The sequence below is a fragment of the Limnohabitans sp. genome, assembly GCF_044361645.1.
Lineage (GTDB): Bacteria > Pseudomonadota > Gammaproteobacteria > Burkholderiales > Burkholderiaceae_C > Limnohabitans_A.
In genome coordinates, this window is sequence record NZ_JBIKIL010000101.1 from 1 (window position 1) to 14,434 (window position 14,434).

The window sequence follows — 14,434 nt, forward strand, 5'->3', positions numbered from 1 at the left end:
CATATGGGCCTCAAGAACTCCCAGAAAACAGGCTCCATTGAATATCAATGTGGGAGTTTTGAACATTGGGAATGACCCTGAAAGCCAGCATTCATGCGGGTTTCAGGGGTTTCTCAGGGACGACTAATTCCTCAGCCCTAATTCTCGACAGCTTTGCCGGCTCAGGCACCACGGCACACGCCGTGCTCAAGGCGAATGCCAAAGATGGCGGCAACCGCCAATTCATCCTGGTTGAAGGCGAGGACTATGCCGACCGCCTGACCGCCGAGCGGGTGCGCCGTGCCATCCAAGGCTATGCCTGGGTGGGCACGCAGCGCGAGTCGCTGCTGGAAGAAAAGATCAATTTCACCCAGTTCAAAAAAGCCGCTGACTGGCTGGCCAGGGTCGAGGCGATCAAGCAGCGCGAAGGCTTTGTCGAACTACCCGACGATTTGCTCAGTCAGGCGGCTGGCGCAGGCCCCAGCAACACCACCCCCAAACGGTTTGACAAGATCAACGTGGAGCTCAAAGACGGTGTGCTGCGGGTGGAGGGCGAGAAGAAAGTCTCTGAACGCGCGCAAGGTCTGGGCGGCGAGTTCACCTATTGCACGCTGGGCGATCCGCTCAACATCGAGAAGATGCTGTCGGGCGAAAACCTGCCCGCGTTTGAGGCGCTGGGCGCTTGGTTGTTCCATACCGCCACAGGGGGCACGCTGCCACCCGCGCCCAAGAAGGCACCGCGCTTTTATTTGGGCGAGGCGGCCGATGCCCATGTCTGGCTGGTGTACGAGCCGCGTTTGGCTTTCCTCAAGTCGACCGAGGCCGCGCTCAACCTGAGCCGGGCCCAAGCCTTTGTGCAGTGGGGCCTTGAGAAGGGCGATGGCAAAAAGCATTTGGTGTTTGCGCCGGCCAAGTATTTGAGTAACAAGCAATTGGCCGAGCACCGCATGGACTTTGCGGCGCTGCCGTTTGCACTGCTGAGGGGGTGGTGACATGGCGTTTTCGCACACGACGAAGCTGCAGTTAGAGAAGTTCGCGCAAGCCCTGGCGACGCTGCAAGAGACGGCGCAAGACAGCGAAGACCGCAAGACACGCGATTCGCTTTTGCTGCGCTTTGTCTACACGTTTGAAATGGCATGGCAAGCCATGCGGGCCGTGCTGCAGGAGAAGGGGGATGAGGAAACGCCGAGGGTGGCGTTTGCCGCGTTGGAGACAGCATTCAAGATGCGTTACATCACCGATGAGTCTTTGTGGGACCGCTTGCGCAAAGGGCGCAATGGGGTGAGCCATGCCTACGATGAAGACATGGCCATCAGCCTGGCCGCCATGGTGCGCCTGGATGCCATCCCGGAGTTCGAGCGCGTGCTGGCGCACCTGCAGGCGCAAGCATGACGGCCGTGCTTGCCAGCACCGTGTTGGACTTTGGCTTGGGGCCAGAGCTCACACGACAGCTGCATGCGGTGTTTGATCGCTTTGTCGGGCTGGAGCGTGTGTGGGTGTATGGGTCGCGCGCCCGGGGCGACCATCGAGCGGCGTCAGACATTGATTTGATGGCGGATGCGCCCGATTGGAGCGCTCAAGACTTCACGGCGCTTTGGGCTGCCGTGGACGATTTGCGTTCGCTCAGGGGCATTGATTTGAGCCATTGGCAATCGACTTTGAGCGATGACTTCAGGCTGCAGGTGACAAAAGACCGGCAGGTGTTTTGGCAGCCGCGCCAATCGATCATGAGCATGCCCCGTGTTTTGGGTTTTGACGACCTGAAAGTCTTTCAGACCCAGTCGCTGCTCAAGTTGGATGCCTATTTGGCTGCGTTGCGCAGTGCCCGTGCAGATTCCGAGCAGGCTTTGGCGGCCATGGCGCAGGTCAAGGCCATGGAAAAGATGGCCGAAGCCCGGCAGGCTTTGGCGGATTTTCCCAAGTCGGCCTGGCAGGTCTTGCGCGAGGCGCAGGCTTTGCCTGAGGCCTACGCTGAGCGCGCGCATTCCAGCCGGTTTGACGGCGCGGGCCGGGCGATCCCCAATGTGTGCCTGAAGGTGCCCACGGGCGGCGGCAAGACACTGTTGGCCGCAGCCAGTGTGGGCAAGGTGTTTGAGGGCTATTTGCGCAGGTCGACTGGCCTGGTGCTGTGGGTGGTGCCCAACGAGGCGATTTACCGCCAGACCCTCAAAACGCTGGCCAACCGCAACCACCCCTATCGGCAAATGCTGAATATGGCCGGGGCCGGGCGGGTGAAGATTTTGGAAAAAGATTCGCCGCTGTCGCGCCTGGATGTGGACAGCCATTTGTGCGTGATGGTGCTGATGCTGGCTTCGGCAGCGCGGCAGTCTAAAGAGACGCTGCGGTTTTTCCGTGACCGGGGCAATGTGCAGGGCTTTTTGCCGGGCGAAGACGACATCGAGGCACATTGGGCGCTGCTGGCCGATGTGCCCAATTTGGATGTGTACGGCAGTGTTTGGGAACCAGACGCGCCGCAAGTGCCGGGACAAACAGCGCAGCACCAAAAGGGCAGCATCGTGAAAAGTTCACTGGGCAATGTGATGCGTCTGGTGCGGCCCATGGTGGTGATTGACGAGGGGCACCACGGCTATACCGACAATGCTTTGCGCACCATCGATGGGTTCAATCCCTCGTTCATGTTGGAGCTGTCGGCCACGCCGCGGGTGACTGAAGCCGCTTCTTCGGGGGCCAAAACCAAGGCGGCGGCGTCGGGGTCCAACATCTTGGTGGACGTGCGGGGCACCGATCTGGATGCGGCCGAGATGATCAAGCTGCCCATCCATGTGGATGTGCGCGCTTGGGCAGACTGGCAAAGCTGCTTGTCGGCCAGCGTGGAGCAACTCAACACCTTGGCCCGGCAGGCCGAGGTGCTGCAGGGCGAGACGGCGCGCTACATTCGCCCCATTTTGTTGGTGCAGGTGCAACGCACGGGCAAGGACCAGGTGGATTCAGGTTTCATCCATGCTCAGCATGTGCGTGAATTTTTAACGCAAATGGGTTTTGCTGAGACCCAAATCCGCGAGAAGACCAGCGACAAGGATGAGCTGGGCGATGAAGATTTGCTCCTTCCGACCTCCCAGGTGCGGGTCATCATCACCAAGCAAGCGTTGCAAGAGGGCTGGGATTGTCCCTTTGCCTATGTGCTGTGTTCGCTGGCAGCCAGCAAGGGCAAGCAGGCGCTGACGCAGTTGGTGGGGCGCATTTTGCGGCTGCCGCATGTGGCCAAAACGGGGCATGAGGCGCTGGACGCTTGTTATGTGTTTTGCCACGACATTCAGACCGGTGAGGTGGTCAAGGCCATCAAGCAGTCGCTGGAGACCGAGGGCATGGGCGATCTGGCCATGGCGGTGCGCAGTGATGGCGGCGCGGGGGTTGATGCGCCGCTGATGCGCAAGCTGGTGCGGCGCGAGGGACTGGCACATTTGCGCTTGTTTTTGCCCACGGTGACCTGGCATGAGCCCGGGCAAGCCCGGCGCAAACTGGTGTACGAGAGCGATGTGTTGGCGAGATTGCCCTGGCCAGATCTGAACCCTGATGCGCTGGCGGTGGGTTGGAAGCCCAGCCAGTCGCCGCGTATGAGCGGCAGCGAGGCCCGCTTGATGGTGGACTTGACGGTTTTGCAAGACCTGCAGGCCCCCATGCGCCGTGCCCAGAACCAAGCGGCGCAAGAGTTGACGCTGGACCGTGGGCAGTTGGTGCGGGCCTTGGTCGACATCGCCCCCAACCCCTGGCTGGTCTGGAGTTGGGTGGATGCGGTGGTTCAGCGCTGTTTGCAGACTTGGGCTGAATCGGCGGTGGCAGCCTCAGCGGCCACCTTGATCGAGCAGTTGCGGGTGGACCTGGAGGCTTGGCGTGACGAGTCGGCGCAGCAGGTGTTTGAGGCTTTGACCCAGGATGGGCGCATTGAGTTCCGTTTGCGAGCGGATGCCACCGATTACGAATTGCCTTCGCACGACGAGTGGTTGCAAACCGGCAAGGCCCACAAACTCACCCGCAGTGATGGCTTGAGTGATGTGCAAAAGAGCTTGCTTGTTCCCGCCTTGCAAACGCCCGACATGAATGACTTTGAGGCGGCTTTTGCGGGCTACCTGGACGAACAATCGGCGCTGCGCTGGTGGCACCGCAATGTGGCCAAAACCCAGTACGGCTTGCAGGGCTGGCGTAGGCACAAGGTGTACCCCGACTTTGTTTTTGGCTTTTTGAGTGAAGGCAACAACTCTCGCCTCGTGCTGATGGAGACCAAGGGCTTGCACCTCGACAACGAGGACACCGGCTACAAACAAGCACTTTTGGCCCGCTTGACAGAGGCCTTTTGTGATGAGCGCTTGAATCAGGCGGGTGAGCTTGAGCTGGAGCTAGAGGGTCGCACGCAAGTTGAATGCGGTTTGGTTTTTGACCGCGCATGGCGTGCGGACATCGACAAGCGCTTTTTTGGACAGAACTGAAGACCGCTAGACTTCGGTCAATTTTTTACATAGAAAAACCCCCCCATGGCGACCACCGAACAACTCCTCCAAGCCCTGCAAGCCGTCATCGATCCCAACACCGGCAAAGATTTTGTCAGCACCAAAGCCCTGAAAAACCTGCAAGTCGAGGGTGGCGATGTGTCCTTTGACGTGGAGCTGGGTTACCCGGCCAAAAGCCAGATTCCGGGCATTCGCCAAGCCTTTATTGCCGCCGCCAAGGGCGTGGCGGGCGTGGCCAATGTGTCGGCCAATGTGAGCAGCAAGATCACCGCGCATGCGGCCCAGCGTGGCGTGGCCTTGTTGCCGCAGGTCAAAAACATCGTGGCCGTGGCCTCGGGCAAGGGCGGCGTGGGCAAGAGCACCACCGCCGTCAATTTGGCCCTGGCCTTGGCTGCCGAGGGGGCCAAGGTGGGCCTGCTGGACGCCGACATTTACGGCCCCAGCCAACCCATGATGATGGGCATTGAAGGCCGACCTGAGAGCGAAGACGGGCAGACCATGGAGCCGATGGAGAACTACGGCGTGCAGGTCATGTCGATCGGGTTTTTGGTCAACCAAGACGAGGCCATGATTTGGCGCGGCCCCATGGCCACCCAGGCGCTGGAGCAGTTGCTGCGCCAGACCAACTGGAAAGAACTCGATTATTTGATCGTGGACATGCCGCCCGGCACCGGTGACATCCAGCTCACTTTGAGCCAGCGCGTGCCCATGACGGGCGCCGTCATCGTCACCACGCCGCAAGACATCGCCCTGCTGGACGCCAAAAAAGGCGTGAAGATGTTTGAGAAAGTCGGCGTGCCGATTTTGGGCTTGGTGGAGAACATGGCGGTGCACGTGTGCACCAACTGCGGCCATGTGGAGCACATTTTTGGTGTCGATGGCGGCAAGAAAATGGCCGCTGAATACGGCATGGACTACCTCGGCGCACTGCCGCTGGACATTCAAATTCGCCTGCAGGCCGACAGCGGCAAACCCACGGTGGTGTACGACCCCGACGGCGACGTGGCCCAGATCTACAAGGCCGTGGCCCGCCAAGTGGCGGTCAAGATCGCGGCAAAGGCCAAGGACTTTTCAAACAAGTTCCCCACCATCAAGGTCAGCAAAGACACTTGATGTGCGCAGGCAAGGGCCTCTTTGCTGGACCGTGCGCAAGCCATCCACCGCTGGGCTTGCAAGCTGAGAATACTTAGGTATTCGTTGTTATCATTCGCTGGGTAACCAGGATACAAAGTGAATGCTGCAAAACGTTTGATCAGTTGGATTCGCGCGGCGCTGGCGCGTTGGCCTATGGAGTTGCTCGGTGCATTGCTGCTGCTCACCGGTTTGTGGGTGGTGCTCTACACCTACCAAGCCAGCGAGTCCATGGTGCGTCAATACGCCGCTGAAAGCGCCCAGACCCATGCGGCTTCGGTGACCAAATTCCGCAACTTTTACACCCAAGAGCTGGTGCCTCGCGCGGTCAAGGGGGGCTTGGAGATCACCCACGATTACAAATCGCGCGACAACGCTTTGCCTCTGCCCGCCACCTTGACCATCGATTTGGGTCATTACCTGTCCAAGGTCGATGGCGGCACCCAAGTGCGTCTTTACAGCGATCTGCCCTTTCCGTGGCGCGTGGCTGAGCGAAACTTGGATGACTTTCAAACGCAGGCCCTGGCACACCTCAAGCTGCAGCCCGATGAGCCCTATGTGCGTGAGGAATACATGAACGGTCTGCGCGTGCTGCGCTTTGCACAGGCTGACCGCATGCTCGACAGCTGCGTAGCCTGTCACAACAACTACCCGGGTTCGCCCCAAACCGATTGGCAAGTGGGGGATGTGCGCGGCGCTTTGGAGGTGGTGTTGCCGGTTTCCAGCTGGCAGTTGGCCAGCACCGGCGTGCTCAACCGCACCTTTGTGGTGTTGCTGGTGCTGTTGATGATGGGGCTTTTGTTGATCTGGTTTTCGGTCAACCGCATCCGTTCTGCCTTGCTCACCTCTCGCGGCTTGTCTGGCGAGCGGCAAGTGGCGATCCGCCAGTTGAACGAAGAAATTGCCGAGCGCAAACAAGCCGAAAGACAGCTGCGGCTGAGCGAGAGCAAGTTGCAGAGCATTTTCCAGTCGGTGCCCGAAGCGATTGTGGTGGCCAATGCGCAAGGCCTGATTGTTCAATGCAACGATGCCACCACCGCCATCTTTGGCTTCCCCATGCAAGCGCTGATGGGGCAGAAGCTGAACTTGCTGATGGCCGATGGCGACAGTGCCCAGCATGACCACTACATGCTCAATTATTTGCGCACAAGTGAGAAAAAGTTGATGAACCAGCCGCGCGTGCTGCAAGGCCGCAAAAGAGATGGCACGCTGTTTCCGGTGCGTTTGACGATCAGTGAAACGCGGCTCGACAAAGAGCATTTTTTCATCGGCGTGATGCAGGACTTCACCGCCATCCAAAGCGCCCAAAACCTGTTGGTCGAAGCCAAGGAAAAGGCCGAGCAGGCCAACCGCATGCGGGGTGAGTTTTTGGCCAACATGAGCCACGAGATCCGCACGCCCATGAACGGGATCGTGGGCATGACCGAGCTGGCGCTGGACACCACCGATGCGGTGCAACAAAAGGAATACTTGGTTTTGGCCCGCGACTCGGCCAACCATTTGTTGCAAATCATCAATGAGATTTTGGATTTTTCCAAAATCGAGGCCAAAGCGTTGGAGTTGGAGTTGCTGCAGGTCAGCCCGGCCCAGCTGGTGCGGCACACCGCACGCTCGCTGGAACAATTGGCGCGCGCCAAAGGCCTTGATTTGCAGTTGGACACCGCCCCCAACTTGCCAGAACTGTTGTGGCTGGACCCGGTGCGCATGCGTCAGGTGCTGACCAATTTGATTGGCAACGCCATCAAGTTCACAGACCAGGGTCAAGTCACGGTCAAGACCCAATGGTGGCCTGAGTCAACGGGATCTGCGGGGGTCTTGCGCATTGACATCACCGACACCGGCATTGGTTTTGACCCGGCGCGCACCGAGGCCTTGTTCAGCCCATTCACCCAGGCCGATGGCTCGGTGACGCGTTCATTTGGTGGCACGGGTCTGGGCCTGGCGATCACCCGCAGTTTGTTGCAATTGATGGGTGGGCACATCACCGCCGAGGGCCGACCCGGGCAAGGCGCCACATTCATGGCCAGTTTGCCAGCGCGCACAGCACAAAGCCCGGATGTGACCGCTTCGCAAGGCCTGGCTGAGCAAGCCAAGGCCGAGGCCAAGGCGCTTGATGCGGGCGACAGGGTCATTTCCGTGTTGCTGGTGGAGGACCACGAGATCAACCGCAAATTGGCTTCGATCATGCTGGGGCGCATGGGGTACCGCTACCAGGTGGCGCACGATGGCCAGCAGGCCTTGGCGCATTTGGCGCAACAACGCTTTGATGTGGTGTTGATGGATGTGATGATGCCCGTGATGGATGGCCTCGCCGCCTTGCGCTTGTTGCGCGAAAAAGAGCAACTGGGCTGTGCCCGTACCCCCGTGCTGATGGTGACGGCGCATGCCATGACCGGTGACAAAGAACGTTTTCTTGCAGCCGGTGCCGATGGCTATGTGTCTAAACCCATGTCGCAAACAGCCTTGCAGAAAGAGATCATGCGGGTCACAGCCCTTGGCGATGGCCCCGGGCGCTCAAAAAACTGAGCTGGGCTTGGCGACTTCGCTGGCGCTCAGGTTTGGCGTCAAAGGGGTTTTTTCCCTTCCAACTCGCGCAGCCTAAAGCGTTGGATTTTGCCCGTGGCGGTCTTGGGCAATTCGCTCACAAACTCAATGAAGCGCGGGTACTTGTAGGGTGCCAAGCGCTCTTTGACGAAGGCTTTGACCTCGTCTTGGCTCAGGCTTTGGCCGGGTTTGAGCACGATGAAGGCCTTGGTTTTGGTCAAGCCGTCGCTGTCAGGCGTGCCAATGACAGCGGCTTCCAAAATCGCGGTGTGCTGCACCAGGGTGGACTCGACCTCGAAGGGCGAGACGTAAATGCCGCTGACCTTGAGCATGTCGTCGTTGCGCCCGGCGTAGGTGTAGTAACCGTCGGCATCGCGCGTGTACTTGTCGCCGCTTTGGGTCCATACGCCTTGGAACGTGGCGCGGGTTTTGTCGCGCTGGTTCCAGTACATCAGGGCGCTGCTGGGGCCTTGAATGAACAGGTCACCGATCTCATCGTGCCCGGTGATCACGCTGCCGTCTTCGCGGCGCAGTTGCACCTCGTAGCCCGGCACGGCCTTGCCGGTGCTGCCATAACGCACATCGCCCGGCCGGTTGGACAAAAACACGTGCAGCATTTCGGTCGAGCCGATGCCGTCGATGATGTCGCAGCCGAAATGCTTGGACCAGCGCTCGGCGATGTCGCGTGGCAGCGCTTCACCCGCCGACGAACACAGGCGCAGCGCGACCTGGCTTTGGGCGGGAAGTTCGGGGCTGGCCAGCATGCCGCCGTAGCCGGTGGGCGCGCCGAAAAACACGCTGGGTTGGTGCCCGACCAAGCGTTTGAAGGTCGCCAGTGGGGTGGGGCGCTCGGCCATCAGCACCACGGTCGCGCCCACGCTCAAGGGAAAAGTGAGGGCGTTGCCCAATCCATACGCAAAAAACAGCTTGGCAGCCGAAAACACGGTGTCGTTTTCTTGCAGGTTCAGCACACCCTTGCCGTACAACTCGGCGGTCCAGTACAGGTTGGCTTGGCTGTGCACCGTGCCTTTGGGCTGGCCTGTGGAGCCCGAAGAGTACAACCAAAAAGCGGCTTCATCGCCCGCTGTGATGGCGGGCAAGGTGGGCGGGTTGTGTGCCACAAAGTCGGCCATGTTGAACTGGTTTTGTGCCAAAGCGTCGATGGGTTTTGCTACCACCAGGTGACGCACCTCGTGAGGGGCCAAAGCCATGGCCGTTTGCAAAGTGGGCAGTAAGGCCCCCGACACCAGCACGGCCTGAGCCCGGCTGTTGGCCAGCATGAAGGCGTAGTCATCGGCGGTCAGCAAAGTGTTCACGGCCACGGGCACCACGCCCGCATACAGCGCACCCAAAAAAGCCACCACCCAGTCACTGCTGTCGTGCATGAGCAAGAGCATGCGCTCTTCGCGCCTGAGGCCCAGTGCTTTCAGGCCACCCGCAAAGCGCCGAATTTGCTCGGCCAGTTGGCCATAGCTGAGCGAGCCCGCATCGTCGATCAGCGCTGTTTTGTGGGCGCGGGTGGCATTGCTGGCGATCAGGTGCTGGGCAAAATTGAAGGCATTGGGCGGTGGGGTGATTTGAGGCATGGTGTTTCTCCTTGAAATTTTTTCGACCTGGCTTCAACGGGCTCGCTTGGCGGTATAAACGCAGTTTGATGCACGATGATGCATGTCCCGAAGTATGCAGTAAAGTGCATGTTTTGGCTTGCTTTCATTTAAAGGGTTTTCCCTTGGCTTCCTCCTGTGACACCTTGAACATGCGTTCTGAAGACATCCCGCCCACTGATTTGACAGAAGCGCCAGCCCAGCGCCCCCCCTTTTTGGTGGCATTGGGGGAGCGTGTGCGCAATTTGCGTTCGCGCCAAGGCATGACGCGCCGTGCCGTGGCCGTGGCGGCGGGCGTGTCTGAGCGGCATTTGGCCAATTTGGAATACGGCTCGGGCAATGTCTCGGTGCTGGTGCTGTTGCAAGTGGCCAATGCATTGCGCTGCTCATTGGCCGAATTGTTGGGCGACCTGACCACCACCTCCCCCGAGTGGTTGCTGATTCGCGAATTGTTGGGCCAACGCAGTGAGGCTGATTTGCGCCGCGCCCGTGTGCAATTGGTCGAACTTTTTGGTGAAGGCGGCAATGCGCAAGAGCAGCAAAACCGCATCGCCTTGATTGGTTTGCGAGGTGCGGGAAAAACCGCCTTGGGCCAGCGTCTGGCCGACGATTTGGGCTTTCCGTTCATTGAACTGAGCCGTGAAATTGAGCAGTTTGTCGGCTGCCAAATCAGCGAAATCCATAACCTGTATGGTGCCAATGCCTACCGCCGCTATGAGCGCAGGGCGCTCGAAGAGGCGATACAGATCAACCCCGAATTCGTCATCGCCACCCCCGGCGGGCTGGTGTCGGATTCGGCCAACTTCAATGTGCTGCTGTCGCACTGCACCACGGTGTGGCTGCAAGCCGACCCGAACGACCACATGGCCCGGGTCGCGGCGCAAGGCGACCTGCGCCCCATGGCCGCCAGCCGCGAGGCGATGGAAGACCTCAAACGCATTTTGGAGGGGCGCGCGCCCTTTTACTCCAAAGCCGACATGGCCATACAGACCAGTGGCCGCACCGAAGACCAGGCTTTCGAGGCGCTGCGGGACGCTGTGCGCCAGCATTTGCACCGGCCTGCATGATGCGGGCTTGGAACCTAGGGTAAATACCCATAAAATGAAATAAAGTGCATGTAGCTTTGGCCCGAGACCTGCAGTAAACTGCCTGTCAACCTGCATTGAAATGCATTTTCTGATGCCCATCAGCCCCTTTATGCCGGAGAAGCCCGCCATGACAAGCACCACAGCCAACCCACAAGTCAACTACCAGACCAGCCCCAGCGCTTACAAGCACATCAATCTGTCGTTTGAGGGAGAGATCGCCACCTTGGTCATCAACATTGACGAGGACGCGGGCATACGCCCGGGCTACAAGCTCAAGCTCAACAGTTACGACCTGGGTGTGGACATCGAGTTGCACGACGCACTGCAGCGCATCCGCTTTGAGCACCCCGAAGTGCGTGCTGTGGTGGTGACCAGCTTGAAGGACCGCGTGTTCTGCTCCGGTGCCAACATCTTCATGCTGGGCGTGTCCACCCACGGCTGGAAAGTCAACTTTTGCAAGTTCACCAACGAAACCCGCAACGGCATCGAAGACTCCAGCAAGCACGACGGCCTGAAATTTGTCGCCGCCCTGAATGGCGCTTGCGCCGGTGGGGGTTATGAGCTGGCATTGGCCTGCGACGACATTGTGTTGGTGGACGACCGCTCCAGCGCCGTGTCTTTGCCTGAGGTGCCCTTGCTGGGCGTGCTGCCCGGCACCGGCGGCCTGACCCGCGTGACCGACAAGCGCCATGTGCGCCACGACCTGGCCGACATTTTCTGCACCAGCGTGGAAGGCGTGCGCGGTCAAAAAGCCGTCGATTGGCGTTTGGTCGATGCGATCGCCAAGCCAGCCGTGTTCAAGGATGTGGTTAAAGAGCGTGCCACCAAGCTGGCCGCTGGCAGCATCCGACCTGCAGGTGCCAAGGGCGTGGAATTGACCCCGCTCAACCGCAGCATCGTGGCCGATGCCCTGACTTACACCAACGTCACGGTGGAGATCGACCGCGCCAAGCGCATCGCCACTTTCACCGTCAAAGCCCCCGCCACGGCGCAGCTCACGAATATCGATGGCATCGAAGCCGCTGGCGTGAACTGGTGGCCGCTGCAAATGGTGCGCGAACTCGACGACGCCATTCTGCACATGCGCACCAACGAACTGGACATTGGCACCTGGGTGCTCAAGACCGCCGGTGACGCGGCTGCCGTGCTGGCGTCTGACGCCACACTGTTGGCGCACAAAGACCACTGGCTGGTGCGCGAAACCATTGGCCACCTGCGCCGCACGCTGGCCCGCCTGGACGTGTCCTCGCGCAGCCTGTTCGCTCTGATCGAAGAAGGCACTTGCTTTGCAGGCACGCTGGCCGAATTGGCTTTTTGCGCCGACCGGGCTTACATGCTGGCGCTGCCCGACGACGCAGACCAAGCCCCCAAGCTGCAACTGAGCGAGATGAACTTCGGCTTCTTCCCCATGGTCAACGACCAGACCCGTTTGCAGCGCCGCTTTTATGAAGAATTGCCCGCCATGGAAGCCGCACGCGGCGCGATCGGCCAAGCGCTGGATGCCGACGCCGCCTTGGCCTTGGGCTTGGTCACGGCTGCGCCCGACGACATCGACTGGGCTGACGAGATTCGCCTGGCCTTGGAAGAGCGTTCGTCCATGTCGCCTGACGCGCTGACCGGTCTGGAAGCCAACCTGCGTTTTGCCCAAAAAGAAAACATGGCCACGCGCATTTTTGGCCGCCTGACCGCCTGGCAAAACTGGATCTTCCAGCGCCCCAACGCCGTGGGCGACAAGGGTGCCCTGAAGGTCTATGGCAAAGGCGAAAAAGTCCAGTTCGACCTGAACCGCGTTTAAACCCCTTGTCATTGCGAGGAGCGCAGCGACGCGGCAATCCATGGACTGCCGCGCTGCGCTCGCAAAGACGGTACCATTTTTTTATCAAGGAGATTCTCATGTCCGGTATCAACTACAGCGAAAAAATTCCCAACAACGTCAACTTGAGCGAAGACCGTACCTTGCAGCGCGCCCTCGAGCAGTGGCAGCCCAACTTCATCAACTGGTGGGACGACATGGGCCCTGAAGGCTCCACCGACATGGACGTGTACCTGCGCACGGCCGTGAGCGTGGACCCCCAAGGCTGGGCCCAGTTTGGCCACGTCAAGATGCGTGACTACCGTTGGGGCGTGTTTTTGAACCCCGGTGAGCAAGACCGCAAAATCCATTTCGGCGACAACAAGGGCGAGAAAGTCTGGCAAGACGTGCCTGGCGAACACCGTGCCAACCTGCGCCGCATCATCGTCACACAAGGCGACACCGAGCCAGCGTCCGTTGAGCAGCAGCGCCACCTTGGCCTGACAGCCCCCAGCATGTACGACCTGCGCAACCTGTTCCAGATCAACGTCGAAGAAGGTCGCCACCTGTGGGCCATGGTGTATTTGTTGCACAAATATTTCGGCAAAGACGGCCGTGAAGAAGCCGATGCCTTGCTGCAGCGCAACAGCGGCAACGAAGACAACCCCCGCATCTTGCAGGCCTTCAACGAGAAGACCCCTGACTGGTTGAGCTTCTTCATGTTCACCTACTTCACCGACCGCGACGGCAAGTTCCAACTGTGTGCTTTGGCCGAGTCGGCTTTCGACCCCCTGGCCCGCACCACCAAGTTCATGCTGACCGAAGAAGCGCACCACATGTTTGTGGGCGAGTCCGGCGTGAGCCGCACCATCCAGCGCACGGTGGATGTGATGAACCAGCTCAAAACCGACGATGTGGGCAAGCTGCGCGCTGCCGGCGTGATCGACCTGCCGACCATCCAGCGTTACATCAACTTCCACTTCTCGGTGACCATCGACTTGTTCGGTGCCGACGAGTCGTCGAATGCCGCGACCTTCTACAGCTCGGGCCTGAAGGGCCGTTACGAAGAAGGCAAGCGCGGCGATGACCACATCTTGAAGGGCAACAGCTACAAGATCTTGTCGGTGGAGGACGGCAAGCTGATCGAAAAAGACGTGCCCATGCTCAACGCTTTGAATGAAGTGCTGCGCGACGATTACATCCTTGACTCCAAAGGCGGCATTGAGCGTTGGAACCGTGTGATCGCCAAAGCGGGCATCCCTTTCACATTGAAGGCACCGCACAAAGCCTTCCACCGCAACATCGGTTCTTTGTCCGGCTCCAAAATCACGCCCGATGGCCAAGTGGTGAGCGACGTGCAGTGGATGGCCCAGGTGGGCGAGTGGTTGCCCACCCACGAAGACCGCGCCTATGTGGCCAGCCTGATGGGCCGTGTGGTGGAGCCGGGCAAGTTCGCCAACTGGATCGCGCCACCCGCCATGGGCATCAACCGCCAGCCAGCGGATTTTGACTACATCCGGTTCAACTGATTTTTTGAACGTTTGAACTGACTGCCACCTCGTGATGGGGTGGCAGTCGTCAAAGGCAGGGGCGGGTTCCTCATACTGGGGTACCAGAAATCGTCACCCGCCCCTGCCTTTGACGACTGCATAGGGTTTATTTCGCGTCTGGGTTGTTTGTCAACAGTTGGGATGCTGAATGTTCTGCCTGGATTAGAGGCGGTCATTGAAAGGGCAAGGGGCGGGTTCCTCATACCGGGGTACCGCAAATCGTCACCCACCCCTTGCCCTTTCAATGACATGAGGTGAGCGAACCGCATTGAACACCGGT

The 14,434-nt window shown here is 59.7% G+C and carries 9 protein-coding genes; 8 read left to right on the plus strand and 1 reads right to left on the minus strand.

What is annotated here, in order from left to right:
* Nucleotides 1–71 precede the first annotated feature (71 nt).
* From ACIQ39_RS14550 to ACIQ39_RS14570, 5 genes are all read left to right on the plus strand, one after another.
* A complete protein-coding gene (locus ACIQ39_RS14550) occupies nucleotides 72–971 on the plus strand; it encodes a hypothetical protein (RefSeq protein WP_396435322.1) in 900 nt (299 codons plus the stop codon).
* 1 nt (nucleotide 972) lies between these two features.
* Nucleotides 973–1,371 (plus strand): HI0074 family nucleotidyltransferase substrate-binding subunit, encoded by a 399-nt coding sequence (locus ACIQ39_RS14555; RefSeq protein ID WP_396435323.1) that lies wholly within the window; start codon nucleotides 973–975, stop codon nucleotides 1,369–1,371.
* The gene (locus tag ACIQ39_RS14560; protein ID WP_396435324.1) at nucleotides 1,368–4,424 is read left to right on the plus strand and encodes a DEAD/DEAH box helicase family protein; all 3,057 of its coding nucleotides are present in this window, start codon (nucleotides 1,368–1,370) and stop codon (nucleotides 4,422–4,424) included. Before ACIQ39_RS14555 ends, ACIQ39_RS14560 begins: the two co-directional genes overlap by 4 nt.
* A 45-nt stretch (nucleotides 4,425–4,469) precedes the next feature.
* Nucleotides 4,470–5,558 carry an iron-sulfur cluster carrier protein ApbC gene (gene apbC, locus ACIQ39_RS14565; RefSeq protein WP_396435325.1) on the plus strand — a complete coding sequence of 363 codons (1,089 nt, stop codon included), beginning with the start codon at nucleotides 4,470–4,472 and terminating at the stop codon, nucleotides 5,556–5,558.
* 117 nt (nucleotides 5,559–5,675) lie between these two features.
* A complete protein-coding gene (locus tag ACIQ39_RS14570) occupies nucleotides 5,676–8,102 on the plus strand; it encodes a response regulator (protein ID WP_396435326.1) in 2,427 nt (808 codons plus the stop codon).
* A 38-nt stretch (nucleotides 8,103–8,140) separates the two neighbouring features.
* On the opposite strand, the gene ACIQ39_RS14575 is transcribed toward ACIQ39_RS14570, so the two are convergent.
* On the minus strand, nucleotides 8,141–9,706 hold the full coding sequence (locus ACIQ39_RS14575; protein ID WP_396435327.1) for a benzoate-CoA ligase family protein: 1,566 nt from the start codon (nucleotides 9,704–9,706) through the stop codon (nucleotides 8,141–8,143).
* 170 nt (nucleotides 9,707–9,876) lie between these two features.
* Between ACIQ39_RS14575 and ACIQ39_RS14580 the strand changes: the two genes are divergently transcribed.
* From ACIQ39_RS14580 to boxB, 3 genes are all read left to right on the plus strand, one after another.
* Nucleotides 9,877–10,791 carry a helix-turn-helix transcriptional regulator gene (locus ACIQ39_RS14580; RefSeq protein ID WP_396435328.1) on the plus strand — a complete coding sequence of 305 codons (915 nt, stop codon included), beginning with the start codon at nucleotides 9,877–9,879 and terminating at the stop codon, nucleotides 10,789–10,791.
* Nucleotides 10,792–10,939: 148 nt separating this feature from the next.
* Nucleotides 10,940–12,607 (plus strand): 2,3-epoxybenzoyl-CoA dihydrolase, encoded by a 1,668-nt coding sequence (gene boxC, locus ACIQ39_RS14585; protein WP_396435329.1) that lies wholly within the window; start codon nucleotides 10,940–10,942, stop codon nucleotides 12,605–12,607.
* A gap of 98 nt (nucleotides 12,608–12,705) precedes the next feature.
* Nucleotides 12,706–14,133: a benzoyl-CoA 2,3-epoxidase subunit BoxB gene (gene boxB, locus ACIQ39_RS14590; protein ID WP_396435330.1), complete on the plus strand. Its 1,428-nt coding sequence runs from the start codon at nucleotides 12,706–12,708 to the stop codon at nucleotides 14,131–14,133.
* The last annotated feature ends 301 nt before the right edge of the window (nucleotides 14,134–14,434 follow it).